Genomic DNA, 21,230 nt, shown 5'->3' with positions numbered 1-21,230 from the left:
ATCACTGTGGTCAGCGCGCGACGCAGACGACCGACGTCGACCTGTCCGCGCAAGCGTAGGACCGCCTGCGTGATGTACACGTCGAGTCCGTCGCCGACGATCTCGGACTGGAAGAACAGTCCGCGCTGCAGTGGCGAGAGCGGCCACAGGGCGGCGTTCGGGTTGCGGTCGACGAGGTCGTCGATCTCCGGTTGGGTCAGGCCCGCACCGGGGACGTCCATCGGGCTGGGCCCGACCTTCCCGCCCAGTTCGTCGACCCTGGCGACGAGACGCGCGAGTTCGCGCTGCCAGGTCTGCGCCAGTAGCGTCGACGTCTCGCGGTCGAGCACCGCGGCCGGGGCCGCGATCGACACGTCGAGGCGACGGCCCGCTTCGTCGCCGGTGACGGCGACGTCGACCGACAGAGCGTTCAACGCGGTCATCGCGCCGGACACGGACGCGGGTAGGACGGGACCGGGCACCGGCACGAGCAGGTCGGCGCCGTCGAATGCGGGTTCGACGTCGCCGCTGCGGCCCGCGCCCGCGAAGTTGAAACCGATCTCCGGCAACGGAGCGTCGGCGAGCGGCGAATCCGGGCGCAGGTAGCGGCGGGCGCCGAACGACAGGCCGCCGTCGGGATGGCTGGCCCGCGATTCGCGGACGGCCTTGACCGCGTGGACCGGGTCGTCGTCGACGCCGATCGCGATCGGTTCGAGCGCGGTGAACCAGCCGACCGTGCGCGTCAGGTCCGCGCCGGGCGCGACCTGTTCCTGGCGTCCGTGGCCCTCCAGCAGCAGGTTGACGCGGCGTCGCTCATCGTCGCCGAACACCCGCTGCACCGCAGAGGCGAAGGTGGCGACGAGAACGTCGATCGGGGCTCCGCCGAACAGTGCGGGCAGCGTGGTCAATGCCGATTCGGTGAGATCGGCAGGCATCTGCCATCCGGCCGCCTCGACAGTCGCCTGTCGATCACGGACTCGATCGAGCCCTCCCCCGGGCAGTCGGACGGACTCGGCGGCGGGAAGGTGTCCGAGCCAGTGCGCGTCGGCGCGGTCCGGATCGGGCGAGTCCCGCTCAGCCAGCTCGGCGAGGACGCCGGCCCAGCGCCGGGCCGATGTTCCTTCGTCGGCCAGTTCCACGTGGGCGCCCGCGGTCAGCTGTGCATCAGCCGCGGCGAGGTCGGCGAGGATCGTCTGCCACGACACGATGTCGACCGCGAGGTGGTGGGCGGCGACGACGAGGCGTCCGGCTCCGGAGTCGTCCCGTACGCCGACGGCCGCGAACACGGTTCCGTGGGACGGATCGAGAGCGGCGAGTGCAGTCCGGTGTGCGTCGAGAACGGCGTCATCCCAGTCCCGGACTGAACGGTGCGTGTCGATCGCGACGAACGGCGTCGCCTCCGCCGCCCCCGAGCGGAGGGCGGGCCGACCGTCGACCGTCGAGAGCACCGCGCGGAGCATCGGGTGGACGGCAACGACCGCGTCGACCACTGCGCCGAGGTGATCGAGCTCGACGCGGGAAGGCAGGTTGACGACGACGGCCTGCGAGAAGTCGTCGGCGTCACCGGGATCGACGACGTGGTCGAGCATCCAGCGCACCATGGGCGGCACCGGGAGAATGTCGCCACTGCCGCCGCCGTCGAATTCGGGGAGCGTGAGAGGTGCGGCGTCGACGACGGCGGCGAGGGCACGCACCGTCGGGTTCTCGAAGATGTCCCGCGGGCTCACCGGATGGCCGGCGGCGCGTAACGCCGACGCCAACTGAATCGACGCGATGGAGTCGCCGCCGAGCGCGAAGAACGACTCGGTGACACTGACGCCGGTCCGCCCAAGCACGCCCGCGAACACCTGCGCGATGGACGCCTCGACCTCGTCGGCGGGTGGCACCACGCCATCGCCCTGCGTCTCGGGCGGGGCCGGCAGCGCGTTTCGGTCGAGTTTGCCGAGGACCGTGGTCGGCATCTCGTCGAGTTCGACGATCGCCGACGGCATCATGTAGCCGGGCAGCCGCGCCGCGAGGGCGCCACGGACGTCCGTCTGGTCGACGGCGAGTCCGGGCCGCGCCACGAGATAGCTGATGAGCCGGGTCCGGCCGTCGGCGCCGACCCGGTCGAGCGTCACCGCTTGTGCGACGCCGGGCTGTGCGGCGAGGACCGCGTCGATCTCACCGAGTTCGACGCGCTGACCGTTGATCTTGACTTGGAAGTCGGACCGGCCGACGTATTCGAGGTCGCCGTGCCGGGTGTAACGGACGAGGTCGCCGGTCGCATACATCCGGGCGCCGGGCGCGGTGAAGTCGCACGCGACGAATCGCGATGCGGTGAGTCCTGCGCGGCGCAGGTAGCCGAGCGCGAGCGCGTCACCGGTCAGATACAGCTCGCCGGTCACTCCGGCGGGGACCGGACGCAGCCGTGGCCCCAACACCATCGCGGTCACGCCGGGGACTGGCAGACCGATGGTGACGGGCCGGTCGGTGGTGACCTCGCCCGCGGTGGCCCACACCGTGGTCTCGGACGGGCCGTACAGGTTGACCATCCGCCTGCCGATCGACCAGCGCGCCGCCAGGTCCGGCGGGCACGCCTCACCCGCGACAGTCACCGTCCGCACGGTCGGCACATCGTCGGGATCGAGGGTGGCGAGGACGGTCGGGGTGATCACGAGGTCGGTCACGGCCCCGCCGTCGACGACCTGCGCCAACTCATGTCCGCCATACACGTCGGGGGGCGACACCACGAGTTCGGCTCCGCGCGCATAAGCCCAGATCATCTCGAAGAAGGCCGCGTCAAAGCTCGGCGACGCGACGTGCAGAACACGACTGTCGGCGGCGGTGCCCAGCTCCGACGTCTGCGCGGCGACGAGGTTCGCGACGCCTCGGTTCGCGACCGCGACGGCCTTCGGCAGGCCCGTCGACCCGGACGTGTAGATGAGGTACGCGAGGTCGTCGAGCATGGGCTCACGACGTCGTTCCCCGCTCTGCAGCGGCGCGGTCGCGGTGTCGTCGAGCGCACGGCGCATCTCGTCGCCGTCGATGGACAGCCAGGCTCCGACCGACAACGACGGCCGGTCGGCTTCGGTGGTCAACCCGATGCGGACGTCCGCATCGGCCAACATGTGCGCGACCCGATCGGTTGCCAGGCGCGGATCCACCGGCACGTACGCGGCGCCGGACTTGACCACAGCCCACACCGCGAGCACCGAGTCGACGCCTCGACCGATGCCGAGCGCGACGACGTCGCCGGGGCCGACGCCGCGGTCGATCAGCTGTCGTGCGAGCGCATTGCTCCGGGCTTCGAACTCGCCGTACGTCAGGCGCCGGTCGTCACACCGCACCGCGGGTGCGTCGGCGTCGAGTACGCGTCGATCCAGCAGGTCGACGAGGGTCATCGGCTGCGCTGACGCGCCGTCGCCGAGAACCGGTGCGGGGTCGGCGGCGACGGTCAGGTCGATGTCGCCGACCGGCAGGTCCGGGGTGTCGACGAAGGCCTGCAGGATGGCGGTCAGCCGGTCGGCGAACTGGGCGATCGTCGCCTCGTCGAAGAGTGCGACCGCATAGTTGAACAGGCCGGTGACCGTCGTCGAGCCGTCCGCGGCGCGTCGACGCGACCACCCGAGGGACAGGTCGACCTTCGCGGTCGCCACGTCGGTGTCGACCCAGGCGACGTCGATGTCGGCGACGCGGATCGGCTGATCCTGCCCGGTGGACTGGCCTGCGGTGTGATCGGTGGACTGATAGGTCAAGCCGATCTGGAACAGCGGAGACACCGACAGGTCGCGTGCTCCGGCGACCGCGTCGACGAGCTCTTCGAACGGCAGGTCGGTCCGTGAGAGGGCTGCGACGTCGATGTCGCGGATGTCGGCCAGCACGGTTGCGGAGTCGGCGCCGAGATCGACCTCGGTGCGGAGCACCACCGTGTTGACGAACATGCCGATCAGCTCATCGAGTTCGGCCGCTCCTCGTCCGGCGACGGCGGCGCCGACCGCGATCTCGGTCTCGCCGGACAGGCGTGCGGCGAGCACACTCAACGCGGCGTGCACCACCATGAACTCGGTCAGCTGGTGTGCGCGCGCGATGCGGGCGATCCCGGACGCGAGATCGTCGGGGATCGCGAACTCGTAGTCGGCGCCACGCGCGTCGCGGATCGCCGGTCGGGGCCGGTCGGTCGGCAGCGTGAGCGCCTCCGGCGCTCCGGCGAGGCGGTTCCGCCAGTAGGCGAGCTGGCTGCCGACCACCGAATGGGGGTCGTCCACGCTGCCCAGATGACGACGCTGCCACAGCGCGTAGTCGGCGATCTGGACGGTGAGGTCGCCCAGTTCGGGTGCGACGCCGCGGGTGCGGGCCTCGTAGCCGGCGAGCAGCGCAGCGACCAGCGGGCGTAGGGACTCACCGTCGCCCGCGATGTGGTGGATGACGATCGCCAATGTGTACGCGGTCGCGTTCTCGCGGAGCAGGACCGCACGGACCGGCCACCCGCTGGCCACGTCGAAGCCGTCGGTGACCGCGCTGCGGAGCACCCCGGGATCGCTGGTCGTCGTCCAGTCGAGCCGTGATCGGACGTCGGCGGCGTCGGCGATCACCTGGTGCGGGACACCGTCGGGATCCGCCGGGAAGACAGTACGCAGCACCTCGTGGCGGACCACGACGTCGGCGACCGCTGCGGCGACGGCCTCGGCGTCGACCGGCCCGGACAGCGACAGAACGATCGGCACGTTGTACGCGCTCGCCGAGGTGTCGAACTGGTTGATGAACCACATCCGCTGCTGGGCGAACGACAGCGGGAGCCGGTCCGGCCGCGGCGTGACGGCGCGGATCGGCGGGACGACGGCCGCCGCATCCGACGAGCGCGCGTGCGCCACGAGTTCGCGGACGGTCGGCGACTCGAACATGTCGCGGACCGCTATGTCGACGCCGAGCGCGTCGCCGACTCGCGCCGCGACCCGCGCCGCGCTCAGCGAGTTGCCGCCGACGTCGAAGAACGACGCGGTCGCCGACACGCGGTCGACTCCCAGCACGTTCGCGACGATGCCGGCGACGATGCGTTCGGTGTCATCGGCGGGCGCGACGTATTCGTCGGCTTCGAACTGCGGCTCGGGCAGGGCTCGACGGTCGATCTTGCCCGCGGCGTTCAACGGCAGCTCGTCGAGGAGCATCCACCCGCCGGGCCGCATGAACGTCGGCAACGTGTCGACTGCGTGCTGTTTGAGCGTCGCCAGGTCGAGCGCGGCGCCCGACACGTACGCGACGAGTTGCTGACCGGCGGGCGTGTCGACGACCGCGGCCGCGACGTTCGCGACACCGGGGTGGCGGGCGAGGACTCCCTCGACCTCGCCCAGTTCGATGCGCTGGCCACGCAGCTTCACCTGGAAGTCGGCTCGTCCGATGTACTCGAGTTCGCCGAGACGGTTCCACCGCGCCAGGTCGCCGGTCCGATACATGCGCATGCCGGACTCGATGAACGGGTCGGCGACGAATCGGTCGACCGTCAGTCCTGGCCTGGCCTCGTAGCCGCGAGCCACCCGCACGCCGCCGTGGTACAACTCACCGACCACGCCCACGGGCACGGGTTTCAGGCGTTCGTCGAGAACGTACGAGGAGGTGTCGGCGACGGGCGCCCCCAGCGGGATCGTCCCTTCCGCGCCGACCACGCGATGTACCACCGAGTAGATCGTGGTTTCGGTCGGCCCGTACAGGTTGAACAGCCAGACGTGCGGCAGTCGTTCGTGGACGGCGGCGGCCAGCCCCGGCGACAGTGCTTCGCCGCCGACGCCGAGCGCACGGAGCGCGTCCAGTCCGGCCAGTTCCTCGTCGGTCGCGAGATCGAGCATGGCGGCCAGCAACGACGGAACCAGGACCACGGAGGTGACGCGTTCGCGGCGGATCACCTCAAGCATGTAGCGCGGGTCGCGTTCCCCGTCCGGACGGAGCATCACCGAACGACCACCGTCCGCGACGGGCCGGAGGAAATCGATGACTGACGGGTCGAACGTGATCGCCAACGCGAACAGGACGGAGTCCTCCGGCCCGAAGCCGAACCGCCGGAAGTCGTCGTCGACCATGGTTCGCAGCGCTCCGTGCGAGATGGTGACGCCCTTCGGCAGGCCGGTCGATCCGGAGGTGAAGACCGTGTACACCGATGTCTCGGGACGGATCGGTCCGAGTCGTTCGGCTTGCCTCAACGGCTGGACGCCGGTCGGCGGCAACGGACGGTCGGCGTCGAGCCTGATCAGGTGCAGCGCCGCGAACTCGACGTCCGACAAGATGGGCAGATCCGTCGGCTGGTCGGTGAGGACGACGACGGCGCCCGACGTCCGCAGCAGGTATGCGATGCGTTCGGACGGAGCCTGCGGATCGATCGGCACGTAGCGCCCGCCCGCGTCGAGGACCGCGTGGAAGGCGATCGCCAACTCGATCGAGCGCGGCATGCACACGGCCACCGCGACTTCGGGCCCCACGCCCGCGGCGATGAGGTCGCGCGCCGCGAGGGTCACTCGCTCATGCAGTTCTCGGTAGGTCAGGGTGCGGTCGCCGAGGGTGAGTGCGGGTGCGTCCGGGGTGCGTGCCGCGTGGTCGGTGAGCATCTCGGACACGATGGCGTCCTCGTCGACGCCGGCCAGAGCAGCGCGTGCGCTGTCGGTCCCCGCCAGCGCGGCCAGTCGGCCGCGCTCGGTCTCGAGCAGCAGGTCGGCGTCGCCCACAGCGGCTGCCGGGTTCCCGGTCAACTCGTCGAGGACCCGCACGAATCGGAGGACGATCCGGGCCACGGTCGACGGGTCGAACAGGTCACTCGCGTAGATGATCGACGCTTCCCACGCCTGGTCGGGGGCGGGTGCCACGGCGAACGTCAGATCGACCTTCGCCGGGATGCGGTCCGGTTCGACAGCGTCGACACGGAGGCCTGCGATGTCGGCGACCGGGCTGTCCGCGGCGGCGAGTGCCCCGCCCGCCAGTTCGATCATCGAGGCTCGTTCGAAGGTCAGGGCGATCTGCGACAGCGGCGCGAAAGCCTCCGAGCGCACCGGGTCGACCCGATCGACGACCACTTCGAACGGCACGTCGGCGTGGGCGAACGCCTCCAGGTCGATCTCCCGGATTCGGCCGACGAGAGCCGCGAACGACTCGGTCGAATCGACCCGGCTGCGGAGCACGAGGGTGTTGACGAACATGCCGACGAGATCGTCGAGCGACTGCTGTCCGCGGCCTGCCACGGGGGTCGACACGGTGACATCGCCTTCGCCTGACGCGCGTGCGATCAGGACTGCGAGGGCCGCCTGCACGACCATGAACTCGGTGGCTCCGGCGGCCGCGGCGAGAGCAGTCACCTGGGCGGCGACCGACGCGGGGATCTCGAATCGGTGGGCGGCACCACGCTGGGAGGCGACGGCGGGCCGCGGCCGGTCGGTCGGCAGCTCCACGACGTCCGGGGCGCCTGCCAGACGTTCCTGCCAGTAGGCCAACTGACGCCCGATCTCCGACTCCGGGTCGTCGACGGTGCCGAGTTCGCGGTGCTGCCACAGCGCGTAGTCGGCGAACTGCAGGTCGAGTTCGGGCACTGTCCACGCCTCGCCCGCACGGCGTGCGGTGTACGCGGAGACGAGGTCCGTGACGAACGGCCTCATCGATTCACCGTCGAATGCGATGTGGTGCAGCACCACCAGCAGTACGTGGTCGTCGGGGCCGCTCGCGAGGAGGCGTGCACGCACCGGCCAGTCGACGGTGACGTCGAAGCCTGTGGTCGCGGCGGCGGTGAGCGAGTCCGGATCGGACACGGTTGCCCAGTCGAGGGTCGAGGAGACCTCGGCCGCGTCGCCGACCTCTTGGTAGGGCACGCCGTCACGGTGTGGGAAGCACGTGCGCAGTACCTCGTGTCGTGTGACGACGTCGATGAGCGCTCCGTGCAGCGCGTCGACGTCCAACTCGCCGCGCAAACGCAGCGTGAGGGGCACGTTGTAGGCCGGCGACTGCGCGTCGTAGCGGTTGATGAACCACATACGCTGCTGCGCGAACGACAGCGGGACGTCGGCGGGACGGACCGCGTCCGCGACGATCGGCGCCGCCCCGCGTGCGGTGGCCGCCGTCGCGCGTGCAGCGAGCGCCCGCACCGTTGGGGCCTCGAATACGTCGCGGACCGTCACGGTGGTGTCGAGCGCCGCACCGACCCTCGCGGCCAGGCGTGTCGCCGACAACGAATCGCCGCCGACCTCGAAGAAGCTGTCGGTGGCTCCGACCCGGTCGATGTCCAGGAGGTCGGCGAAGATGTCCGCGACCCGGGTCTCGACGTCGTCGGCGGGCGGCACGTAGTCCTCGGAGGCGTCGATGGCGATCTCGGGCAGCGCCGCGCGGTCTAGTTTGCCGACCGGAGTCAGCGGCATCTCGTCGAGCATCATGACGCCCGCGGGCACCATGTAACCCGGCAGGTGATCGGCGAGGTGTTCGCGCAGTCGCGCAGGCGTCGCCGACGCACCGTCGGTGAGCACGACGTACGCGTGCAGGCGTGTCACCTGGGCGCCTTCGGTCACCGCGGTCACCGCGGCCATCCGAACCTCCGGATGTCCGTCGAGCACGTGCTCGATGTCGCCGAGTTCGAGTCGCTGGCCGCGGAGTTTCACCTGGAAGTCACTGCGCCCCATGTGTTCGAGGACCAGGTGTCCCTTATCGTCCCCGGCGATCCACCGCACGAGGTCGCCGGTGCGGTACATGCGGGCGCCGGGCTCACCGAACGGGCAGGCGACGAACGTGCCTGCGGTCTGGCCCGCGCGGTGCCGGTAACCGCGCGCGAGCGACGGGCCGAGGATGTACAGTTCGCCGACGGCCCCGACCGGGACGCCGGACAGCGTGTTGTCGAGGACGACCATGCCGGTGCCGGGGAGCGGGCCGCCGATGTCCATCGGGGCGTCGAGGGTCTTCGCAGAGCTCGCTGAGACCACCATGGTGGTCTCGCTGGGCCCGTACACGTTGTGGAACCGTGCGTGGGGAGCCCACCGGTTCCGCAGTTCGCTCGGCACGTTCTCGCCGCCGGTGCACACCATCTGCAGCGGGGTCCGCTCGGGCCGGAGAGTCTCGGTCACACGGGTGGTCAGGAACGCGTGTCTGATGTCGCGGCTGGTCAGGAATTCTTCGAGTTCGACGCCGCCGACGGCCGACGGCGGCCGGATGTGGAGGGTGCCGCCGACGGCGAGGGCCAGAAGCAGCTCGAGGACGGACGCGTCGAAGCTCGGCGACGCGAACGACAGCACGGTGCCGCCGTCGGCGACGTCGAGCGCCGCCGCGTGTGCAGCCGCATAGGGCGCGATCCCTCGGCCGGTGACTTCGACGCCCTTCGGGACGCCGGTCGAACCGGACGTGTAGATGACGTATGCGACGGCGTCGAGGAAGCGGCGACCGGCGGTCTCGCCCTCGGTCAACGCGTCAGTGCAGTACCCGTCGAGGCCGTTGCGCGACAGGTCGTCGATGTCCGTCCAGGTGAAGTCGGCGCCGGCCGGCGGCTGCGCCCCACCCGCGGACAGTCCCAGGTTCGCGCCGGAGTCGGCGAGCATGAACGCGATGCGGTCCGCCGGGTACTCGGTGTCGACCGGCAGGAAGCCTGCACCGGCCTTGGCGACCGCCCACATGCAGACGTGCAGATCGAGTGAACGGCCGATCGCGAGCGCGACGATGTCGTCGGCCCCGACGCCGCGGTCGATGAGCCAGCGGGCGAGAGCGTTCGATGCGCGGTCGAGTTCGGCGTAGGTCAGCGACTCGCCGGTGTCGTCGACGACCGCGGTCCGCTGGGGCCAGCGCGCGGCGGCAGCCGTCACGAGTTCTGCCAGTGTCGCCTGCGGTACGAGCGGCGGCGTGTCGACGGCGAGCAGCCGGTCGCGGTCGGTGTCGCTGAGGAGCCTCACGGCGCCCAACGGCATCCGGGGGTCGGTGGAGAACTGGTGCAGGACGGTGCGGAGTCCGTCGGCGACCGCTTCCGCCAGCCCCGGCGGCACCAAGTCGGGACGGTGCTTGATGGTCAACGACAGGTCATTGCCGTGGCTGGCCGCGGCCACGCTGACCGGGTAGTGCGTCGCGTCGGACGTCTGGACCGACGCGACGGACAGGCCCGCGAGGTCACCCGCGGCCGCGAGCGAGGCCGCATCCACCGGATACGACTCGTACACGACGAGCGAGTCGAACAGGACGGGCTCACCGAGCGCCGCCGAGATCTCCGGCAGACCGATGTACTGGTAGTCGAGGGTGGCCAGCTTCGCGTCAGCGAGTCTGGTCAACGCGTCGGCCACCGACTCCGCATCGTCGAGTTCCACCTGGACGGGCAGCGTGTTGATGAACAGACCGACCATGCGCTCGATGCCGTCGACCTCCGGGGGACGACCGGACACGGTCTCGCCGAAGACGACCGTGTGCTGCCCTGTGTAGCGGCCGAGGACGACGGCCCACGCCAATTGCAGGATCGTGGACACGGTGCTGCCGCTGGTTCGCGCCAACGATTCCAGGGCGCCGAACTCAGCTGGGCCCAGCATGGCGCGGTGGTCGACGGACACGCGCTGCCCCTCCGGGCGGACGCCGGTGGAGATCAGGGATGCGCCGCGGAATCCGGTGAGGGCCCGCGTCCACGCGGCGATCCCCTTCTCCCGGTCCTGGCGGGCCAGCCACCGCAGGTAGGTGTCGAAGTCGGCGCCGCCCAACTGGTCGGTGTCCACGCCCGCGTAGGCGCCGAACAGTTCGGCGAGCAGGATCGGTCCGGACCAGCCGTCGAGAACGATGTGATGGTTCGTGACGATCAGCGTCGCGGTGTCCTCGAACCGGACCAGGGCGAAACGGATCGCGCCCGGACTGCTCAGATCGAAGTGATCGGCGGCGGCGCGTGCCGCGATCTCGTCTACCGCGGCGGCGCGCTCTGCGGGGTCGGCGAGTCCGCTCATGTCGAACTCGGCCCACTCCGGGGTGGCGTCAGGCGAGATCACTGCGACCGCGGTGCCGTCGGGCGTCCGTACGAACGCGGCACGCAGTATCGCTCGCTGCGCCAGGACGGTGGAGGCTGCGGCCTGCAGCCGGGACGCATCCACCGGACCGTCCAAGTCGATGCGCACCTGCGAGGCGTAGAAGTCAACGGGGTCTGGGCCCTCGGTCGCCGAGGCACCGGCCTGCGCGATGTCGGATTCGAACAGCAGTCCGGCCTGCAGCGGGGTCAGTCGCCACACATCCCACCCGGCGAACTGCTCGTCCAGAATGTCCACTTCGTCTTGCGACAGCTCGACTCCGGGAATGTCCGACGGCGTTCGACCGATCGGCCGATCGGAGGCGAGCACGTCGGCGACGCCACGCAACTCCTCCATCCACAACCGGCAGATGTCGTCGACGTCGGCGGCGTCGACGATCGTGGGCAGGTGGCTGAGGCTCGCGTCGACGAGGTAACCGGTCTCCTGGTCACGGACGGACACGTTGACTGCGAGGCCTGCGACGGGAACGAGCCCGCCCGCCATCGATCCGGGAAGCCGGTGCGTCTCGGGCGCAGGCGCGAACGGCGGCAGGGACGCCGGATCTGAGACAGTGAGATCGCTGTCGGCGGTCCGCGTCACGCCCAGATAGTTGAAGGCTATCTCGGGCAGTGCGGCGGTCCGCAGCACGCGGAGGTCGGATGTGACGGCGCCGTCGGGGATCTCGCCCCACCGCAGCGCGCCGAAACCGACGCCGTTGTCCGCGGCAGTCGCCAATTCTTCCTTGACGGTCTTGACCGCGGCGATGCGTGACGTCGTTCCCGTGGGCACGCGGACCGCCGACACCGCGGTGAACCAGCCGACTGTCCGACCCAGGTCGGCGCCCGGCGCGATCTGTTCGGCCCGGCCGTGGCCTTCGATGAGGATCGGCACGCCGTCGACGTCCCCGCTCACCGGATCGGCCCACTGTGCGAGTGCGCGACCGAGGGTCGCGATCAGCACGTCCTGCGCGGTGCCGCCGAACGCGGCGGGGGCGTCCTCGACGATCGTCTGCGCCAGATCTGCGTCGATCTGCAACAGATGCGATGTCAGGTCGCGCTCACGGTCGACGCTCGGGTCGACCAGACGGCGCAGGATCGGGCGCCGCGTGACTGCCTCGACGCCACCGAGACGGTCGGCCCACAGCGCGGCCTCGTCGAGTCGCGCGACGGGCTGTTCGGCGATGGCGGTGTTCCAGCGGCGGACCGATGTGGCCTCCCCCGCCACCTCGACCGGTGTGCCCGTGCTCGCCTGCGCCCACGCGGTGGCGAGGTCGCCGATGATGATCGACCACGACACGGTGTCGACGGCGAGATGGTGCGCGGCGACGACGATGCGTCCGGCCGACGGCACGGTGACCGCGGAGAACATCCGCCCGGCCGCGGGATCGAGTAGAGACACCGCGTGCCGGTGTGCGCCGTCGACATCGGCGGCTCCGACGACCACCTGCTGGTCGGCGTCGAACTCGGCGTCGCCCGCCCGCACGATGTCCGTGTCCTGCTCACGGTGCAGGCGCGCGGTCAGCATCGGGTGTGCGCCCGCGACGGCCGCGAACGTCGCCCGAACCTGCTCCGGGTCGGCGTCCGAAGCGAGGACGAGGACGGCCGCCTGCGAATAGTCGGCGAGGTCGGCGACCGCGGGTGCACGGTCGAGGAGCCACCGCATGACCGGCGTCAACGGAGTGTCGCCGACACCACCGCCGGGAAGTTCGCGTAGGACGTCCGAGGATGCCTCGCGTGCCGCGAGGGCCAGGGCTCGCGCGGTGCGGTGCTCGAAAATATCCCGAGGCCGAAGGTCGAAACCGTTGGCGCGCAATGCGGCCGACAACGAGATCGAGACGATGGAGTCGCCGCCGAGCTCGAAGAACGAGTCGGTGGCCGACACCTCGTCGATGCCGAGGAGCGACGCGATGATCTCGGCGATGCGGGTCTCGCGTTCACCGACCGGCGCGACGAATGCGGTGTGTCCGGTGAGGACGGGCGCGGGCAGCGCGTCCCGGTCGAGTTTGCCCATCGCGGTGCGGGGAAGCTCGTCGAGGACCATGATCGCCGACGGAACCATGTAGTCGGCGAGGTGCTCGCGCAGGTTGCGTTCAACCGCCTCCACATCGATACCGGTGCCATCGATGCCGCTGCCGTCGACACCCACCACGTAGGACGCGAGGACGGTGCGGCCCGACGGGCCGGGCGCCCCGACGGTCACCGCCTGCGCGATGGCGGGCAGCGAGCGGAGCGCCGCGTCGATCTCGGCGAGCTCGACGCGCTGGCCGCGCACCTTGACCTGGAAGTCAGTGCGTCCGGCGAACTCGAGGTCAGCGTCCGCCGTCCAGCGGACGAGGTCACCGGTCCGGTACATGCGTGCCCCCGGCCGTCCGTACGGGTCGGCGACGAAACGGTCTGCGGTGAGGTCGGGACGGTGTAGGTAGCCGCGTGCCAGGCCGGGCGACGCGATGTACATCTCGCCGACGACTCCGATCGGCACAGGCTGCAGTCGGGCGTCGAGGACGAGTATCTCCACGTCGTTGATCGGACGGCCGATGGTGACCGGGCGTCCGGTCTGCAGCGGAGCCGACGTCGCCCAGATCGTCGTCTCGGTCGGGCCGTACAGGTTGATCATGGTGCGCCCGGGCGCCCATCGGTCCACCAGTTCGGGCGGACATGCCTCGCCTGCGGTCGTCAGGCGACGCAGGTGGGTGGCGCGCCCCTCGGGGACGGTTGCGAGGGCGGTCGGGGTGATGACCACGTCGGTGACGCGGTGGCGCTCGATCAAATCGGCGAGGTCGGCACCGCCGTACACGTCGGCGGGCGAGACGACGAGGGGGACGCTCGCGGCGTGCGCCCAGAACATCTCGAAGAACGCGGCGTCGAAGCTCGGCGACGCGACGTGCAGGACACGCGCGTCCGGGTCGTCGCCGGTCACCGCCCGCTGGGCCGCGGCCAGCGCGGCGAGGCCACGGTGCGGTACGGCGACCGCTTTGGGGCGTCCGGTGGATCCGGACGTGTAGATGACGTAGACGAGGTCGTCGAGTCGCGGTGCGCGGCGCAGCTCGGTGGTGTCGACCGGGTCGACGGACAACTCGGCGAGTTGGGCGGTCACCGTCGGGTCGTCGAGTGCGATCCACTCGCACGAGGCGGCGGCGGGGCCGAGGTCGTCGACGGTCAGGCCGAGGCGGACATCGGAGTCCGCGAGCATGTAGTCGATGCGGTCGGCGGGCAGACGCGGGTCGATCGGCAGATACGCCGCGCCCGCCGTGAGGACCGCCCACACTGCGAGGACGGACTCCCGCGACCGCGGGATGCATACGGCGACTACGTCGCCGGGCCCGATGCCTGCGGCGAGCAGCCATCGCGCCAACCGGTTCGTCACGGCGGCTGCTGCGGCGTTGTCGAGTTCGCCTGCCTCGTCGATGATCGCCGGAGCGTACGGCGACACGCTCCTTTGGGCGAGCAGGTCGACCAACGTCTCCGGTCCGGGCGCTCTCGACCCGGTCGCGGGGACCAGGTCGCCGCGCTGTGCCGGGGTGAGGAGACCGATGTCGCCGACCGGTGTGCTGCCGACGGTCGCGACGGCGGTCAACACCTGGAGCCAGGTGTCGGCGAAACGCTGCGCAGTCGACCGGTCGAACAATGCCGTCGCGAAGCTCATCTCGCCGGCGAGCACGACGCCGCCGTCGGTATTCCGACTCTCGATCACACCGAACTCGAGGTCGAACCGCGACATCGGGACCGCCAAGTCCTCGCCACGCACCCGCAGGCCCGCGACCGTCTGTTCCGCGTCGAATGCGGCGTCGCGACGCTGATAGGTCATACCGACCTGGAACAGCGGTGCGTACGCGGTGGAGCGTTCGGGGGCGAGGACGTCCACCAACTGCTCGAACGGTAGGTCGGCGTGCGCGAACGCGTCGAGGTCCACCCGCCGGAGTTCGTCGAGGAGTTCGGCCGCCGTAGCCTCGGGGCGGACCCGGGTGCGAAGCACCAAGGTGTTGACGAACATGCCGACCAGATCGTCGATCTCGGGACGGCCACGGCCGGCGATCGCGACACCGATCGAGACGTCGTCGGTCGACGCCAGACGTGCCATCGCGACCGCGACAGCCAGGTGCACCACCATGAACGGGGTCGCTCCCCGACGTGCTGCGAAGTCGACGACCGCGTCGGCCACCGACTGTGGGACGGTCAACGCAACCCGGTCGCCGGACTGGTCGACGACCGCGGGACGGCGGCGGTCGGCGGGCAGCGCGAGCGTCTCCGGCGCACCCGCGAGCTGCTCACGCCAATACGAGGCCTGCTGGGCCGCCAACGAGTCGGCGGTGTCCAGGTCACCGAGGCGCTCGCGGTGCCAGTGCGCGAAGTCCGCGTACTGGATCTGTAGGGGATCGAGACCGAACGGCTGCCCGGTGGCCCGTGCCGCGTACGCGGCCATCAGGTCGCGGGCCAGCAGGGGCACCGACTGTCCGTCGAAAGCGATGTGGTGGACGACCATCAGCAACGTGTGACGTTCGGGTTGCTCGACGATCCCCACCCGCACCGGCAGGTCGGCCGTGACGTCGAAGCCGACCAGCGCGGCGGCCTGCGCGTCGGCGAGTCGATCATGTCGCACCCACGTCACGCGCGCCGACGCGTCCGCGACATCGAGCACCCGCTGATACGGCTCGGACGATCCCGAACGCGTCGGGAAGAGCGTGCGCAGCACCTCGTGCCGTTCGAGGACGTCGGACACCGCGGCGCGCAGCGCACCGTGATCGAGCGCCCCGTCCAGATGCAGCACCATGGGGATGTTGTAGGCGGCTGACGAGGTGTCGAACTGGTTGATGAACCACAGCCGTTGCTGAGCGGGCGACAACGGCGGGAAAGCGCCCCGCTCCGACGGCGCCGCGATGACCGCCTGCGCCGACCCGTCGACACGCTCGGCGAGGTCGCGCGGTGACGGGGCGTCGAACAGGTCACGGATCGACGGCCCCGAACCGAGGGCGTCGTCGATCCGCGCGACGACTCGGGTCGCCGACAGCGAGTCGCCGCCGATGTCGAAGAACGACGCGGTCGCCGAGACCTCCGGCACGTCGAGGACGTCGGCGAAGATCGCCGCGATCGTCTTCTCGACGACGCCGGTCGGGGCGACGAACTCCTGCGCGACGAACTCCGGTGCGGGCAACGCCCGGCGGTCGAGTTTTCCGGCCGTGTTCAGCGGGATCGACTCGAGCACGGTCCACACGGTCGGCACCATGTACTCCGGGAGGGCACCCTCCGCGAATCGCCGCACCTCGTCGACGACCACCTCGTGGCCGGGCGCCGCCGCCAGATATCCGGCGAGCTGCTGTCCGCCGCCGGGTGCGACGGCGACGACGACCGCGGCGTGCGTGACGTCCGGCGCACCGGAGAGCACCGATTCGATCTCGCCGAGCTCGATCCGTTGCCCGTGCAACTTGACCTGGAAGTCGGCACGCCCGATGTAGTCGAGTTCGCCTCGCTGGTTCGCACGAACGAGGTCGCCGGTGCGGTACAGCCGCTCTCCGGCCGCGCCGAACGGGTCGGCGACGAATCGTTCCGCCGTCAGGTCGGGTCGGTCGGCGTACCCGCGCGCGAGTTGCACGCCGCCCAGATAGAGCTCGCCGACGACGTCGGGTCCGACGGGGTGGAGCCGGTCGTCGAGCACGTATGCGGTCGAGTTCCACATCGGACGGCCGATGGGAACCGAGACGGGGAGCTCGACGGCCGGATCGAACGTCACCTCATGGTAGGTGATCTCGACCGCGGCCTCCGTCGGCCCGTAGAGGTTGTACAGGCGGGTGTCGGGCAGCGCCGCGCGCACCTGGGCGGCGACGGTGGCGGGCAGGGCCTCGCCGGTCGTCGAGATGATTCGGAGACTGTCGAGCGCAGTGAGCCGGTCGTCGCCGAGCACGTCGACGAAGACGGACAGGACTGACGGCACGAAGTGCACCATCGTCGCGCCGGTCTCGGTGATCAGCCTCGCCATGTACACCGGTTCCAGGTGTCCGCCCGGGCGGGCGATGACGACGCGCGCGCCCGCCATCAGCGGCGCGAACAGTTCCGGGACCGAGCAGTCGAACGTGAACGGCGTCTTGAGCACCACGCGGTCGGCCGGCAGCACGTCGAGCCCCCACCGCAGCCGATTCATCACGGCTTCGTGGCTCAGCGTCACGCCCTTGGGCCTGCCCGTCGAGCCGGACGTGAACAGGGTGTACAACGCCGAGTCCGGCGTGATCGTGCCCCGCCGTTCGGCAGCGGCGACCGGAGCCACCGGGTCGGCAGGCAGTTCCGTGGAAGAGTCCACCCCGATCGTTGTCACGCCGTCGACGCCGTCGAGCACGATCGACGATCCGCCCGCCGTCGCGGCGGGCACGAGCGCGACCGTCACACCAGCGGTGTCCACCATGTATTGGACGCGCTCGGACGGTGTGTCCGCGTCGACCGGGACGTACTGGCCACCCGCGGTGATGATCGCGTGGATCGCGACGACGAGGTCGATCGACCGTGGGATCGCGACCGCGACCGCTGTCTCCGCGCGAACTCCTGCGGCGATCAGCTCGCGTGCCAGCAGTGCCACCCGGGCGCCGAGTTCGCGGTAGTCGACGTGCCTGCCCTCGAACACGAGCGACACCGCGTCCGGGGTGCGCTCCGCCTGTCGGGCGAGCGCGTCGCCGACGAGTTCGGGCTGCAGGCCGATGGCATCACCAGCCGCGAGGGCGACGACAGCTGCGCGGTCGTCTTCACCGAGGACCTCGACGTCGCCAACGGTCAGCGCGGGCTCGGTCAACAGCCCGTGCGCCACTCGCATGAACACGTCGATGAAGCCGCGGATCCGCTCCGCGTCGAACAGGTCGGTCGCGTACTCGATGACGCCGGACAGCGCACCGTGCCGGTCCGACGTCCCGTCCTGCAGGAAGGTGATCGCGAGGTCGTATTCGGTGAGGTCCCGATACTGTTCCATCCGTTCGACGCCGACACCCGGCAGCGACAGTTCGGCTCCGCGGGTGTCCTGCAGGACGAGGAGCACCTGGAACAGCGGGGCGTGCGCAGTGCTCCGGACCGGATCGAGGTCGTCGACGACCAGGTCGAACGGAATGTCCGCGTTGGCGAACGCGGCGAGGTCGTCGGTGCGGACCTGAGAGAGGAGTGCCGCCAGGTCGGCGGCCGGATCGATCTCGGTCCGCAACACCAGCGTGTTGACGAACATGCCGATCAGATCGTCGAGCGCTGCGTCGGTCCGCCCGCCGAACGGCGTGCCGATCGTCAGATCGCGGGCCCCGGCCAGACGGGACAGCGCCACCGCCCACAGCGCGTGCACCACCATGAAGACGGACGCGTTGTGCTCGTGTGCGGCCTCGTCGATCTTCCGGGCGAGGTCGGCGTCGACGTCGAAGGTGACCGATCCCGCCGACTTCCCGAGAACGTGTGGGCGCGGACGGTCGGTTGGCAGCGCGAGGACCTCGTCGACGCCTGCGAGCCGGCCGCGCCAGAACTGCAGCTGCTGGGCCGCGATCGAGCTCGGGTCGGACGGGTCGCCGACGACGGCGGTCTGCCAGGTCGAATAGTCGGCGTACTGGACGGGCAGCTCCGACCACGACGGCGGATGCCCTTCGGCGCGAGCCGCGTACGCGGTCATGAGGTCTCGCGCCAAAGGCGTCAGCGACGCGCCGTCGACGATGATGTGGTGTGCGACGAGGACGAAGACGTGGTCGCGCAGACCGACGCCACTGTCCTGGAGACTGTCGCCGTCTTGGATCCGGAACAGTCGTGCGCGCAACGGCGGCGCCGATCGCAGATCGAAGCCCGTGCCGAACAGTTCGGCGAGCGTGTGGTCGAGACCTGGTTCGGCGACCGCCGCGGGCACCGCGATCTGCACATCGGGCCGGTAACCGTCGTCGATGCCACATACGACCTGCTCAGGCACGCCGTCGACGGCTGGGAACCGGGTCCGTAACGACTCGTGGCGGCCGATCAGATCGTGCACCGCGGCGTCGAGGGCGACCGGGTCGAGGTCGCCGCGAAGTCGGAGCACGAGCGGAACGTTGTACGCCGAACTGCCCGGATCGAACTCGGCGAGGAACCACATGCGTCGCTGTTCCAGTGCCAGCGGGATTGGTCCACCGACGTCCGCGCGGCGCCGCAGCTGCGGCCGATCGCCGCGGGTCCGTCTGTTCAGGAGTACGCACAGCCCACGGACCGACGGCGCATCGAACACGTCGCGCACGCCGACGTGCACGTCGAGTGCGCGCCCGACCCGTGCCGCGATCTGCGTCGCCGCCAACGAGTTGCCGCCGAGGTCGAACATCGACTCGGTGACGCTCGGCTCGTCGATGCCGAGGACCTCGGCGAAGATCTCGGCGACGGCGGTCTCCTCGGCGCCGTCCGGCGCCGCGTACTCGTCGACCGATCCGGCCAGGACCGGCTCGGGCAACGCTCGACGGTCCAGCTTTCCGTTCACCGTCAACGGCAGCCTGTCGAGGATCACGACCACGTCCGGCACCATGTACGACGGCACGTGGAGCGATGCGGTGTGCCGGACCGCAGCCGGGTCGACCGCCGGTCCGTCAGCGGCCTCGACCACGTAACCGACGAGCAGTTCCATACCCGGACCGTCGGCGTCACCTGCGGTTCTCGTCTTGACCGCCGCGGCGGCCGCCGACACACCGTCCGCGGCGAGGAGCGCAGCCTCGACCTCGCCGAGTTCGATACGGAATCCGCGCAGCTTGACCTGGGCGTCTCCGCGTCCCAGATACTCGAGATTGCCTGCGTTCCAGACCCCGAGGTCGCCACTGCGGTACATGCGGGTGCCGCCGTCGCCTGCGAACGGATCGGCGACGAAGCGTCCCGCGCTCAAACCGGGTCTGCCGAGGTAGCCGCGGGTCACCTGTGTGCCGCTCACATAGATCTCGCCGGGCACACCGTCCGGGACGGGCCGTAGGCGCGCATCCAACAGGTGGATCGTCAGATCGGGCAGACCGACGCCGACGTCCGACGCCGCGGTCGCTTCGACGAGGTCGCGGTCGAGGGCCCGAAACGTCGAGTGGACTGTCGTCTCGGTGATGCCGTACATGTTGACCAGGATCGGACCGCCCCCGTCACCTGCCTCACCGCCGTCACCTGCCTCACTGCGGTCGGCGTACCACCGACGTACCTGGTGGAAGTCGAGGGCTTCGCCCGCGAAGATCATGTATCGGACCGACGGCGACAACCGTCCGACGTTCGGCCGCACCGATGCCGACAACTGGTAGTACGCCGACGGCGTCTGCGAGACGACGGTCACCTGTTCCTTCGAGAGGAGTACGGCGAACTCGTCCGGGCTGCGGGTCGTGACGTAGTCAACGACCACGAGGCGACCGCCGAACAGCAGTGCGCCCCACATCTCGAACACCGACACGTCGAACGCATACGAGTGGAACATCGTCCACACGTCGGTCTCGTCGACGTCGTACTCCTGTGCCGCGGCGGCCATCAGTGCCACGGCGTTCCGATGCTCGACGACGACGCCCTTGGGTCGGCCGGTGGAACCCGAGGTGTAGATCATGTACGCGGCGGAAGCAGGGTCGATCACGTTCGGCAGGTGGTGGGCGATCCCGTCGAATCCGGCGGCCGAGAGTTCGCCTATGCTCGCGCGGTCGGCGCCAAGGAAGCTCAATCGGTCGAGATCGGTGGGCTCTGCGATTACGAGAGCAGGATCGGCGTCTTCGACGACGAACGTCAGCCGGTCCTCTGGGTGAGCGGTGTCGAGCGGCAGGTACGCCGCGCCTACTTTGAGGACTCCCAAGACGGCGACGAGGACGTCGACTGTCCGATCCAGCGCCAGACCGACGACGTCTCCCGCGCTCACTCCTCGCGCAGCGAGCCCCGCCGCCAGCTCGTCGGATCGACGGTCCAGCTCTTGATACGAGAGGACGCGCCCCGCGGTGTCGCACACCGCGACGCGATCCGCGTGCAAGTGGGCCGCCGAACGGAACAGGCCGGCCAGCGATGCCCAGTCGACGGTGCCGGCCAACGCGCACGCACGCTCACGGATCTCCTCGACGACCCGGCCGACAGCGTTCGCGACCTCAGCGGGCGAACCGGCGGCACCGAGTGTCCCCGCGACGGCTGCGCTTACCGCAGCCTCCGGGTCGAGTCCTTGAGCTGCGAATATCTGCGCGGTCGTGGCGACCTGAGCATCGAGCGCGGCGAACGACACGGGCCCGGCGGCCCCGGTGAAGGCCTCGGCCTGCGGCGCGATCGCCGAACCGACTCCTACCAGCTGAGGTGTCGACGGCCGGTCCCCCCACATCCGTTGGAGGGTCGCTGCCAC

At 70.3% G+C, this 21,230-nt stretch carries 1 protein-coding gene (only partly in view); it reads right to left on the bottom strand.

Going from position 1 to position 21,230, the window contains the following annotated elements:
• Positions 1-21,230, bottom strand: partial view of a non-ribosomal peptide synthase/polyketide synthase gene (locus tag L5G28_RS06520; protein ID WP_237000815.1) — the 5' portion only. The gene continues 4,489 nt to the left of window position 1, outside the view; 21,230 of the gene's 25,719 nt are visible here — the first part of the coding sequence; the start codon lies at positions 21,228-21,230; its stop codon lies beyond the left edge, outside the window.

This window comes from Gordonia liuliyuniae (assembly GCF_021739025.1).
Lineage (GTDB): Bacteria > Actinomycetota > Actinomycetes > Mycobacteriales > Mycobacteriaceae > Gordonia > Gordonia liuliyuniae.
Note: the sequence above shows the minus strand (reverse complement) of the source record. Positions and strands in the feature narration are given on the sequence as shown.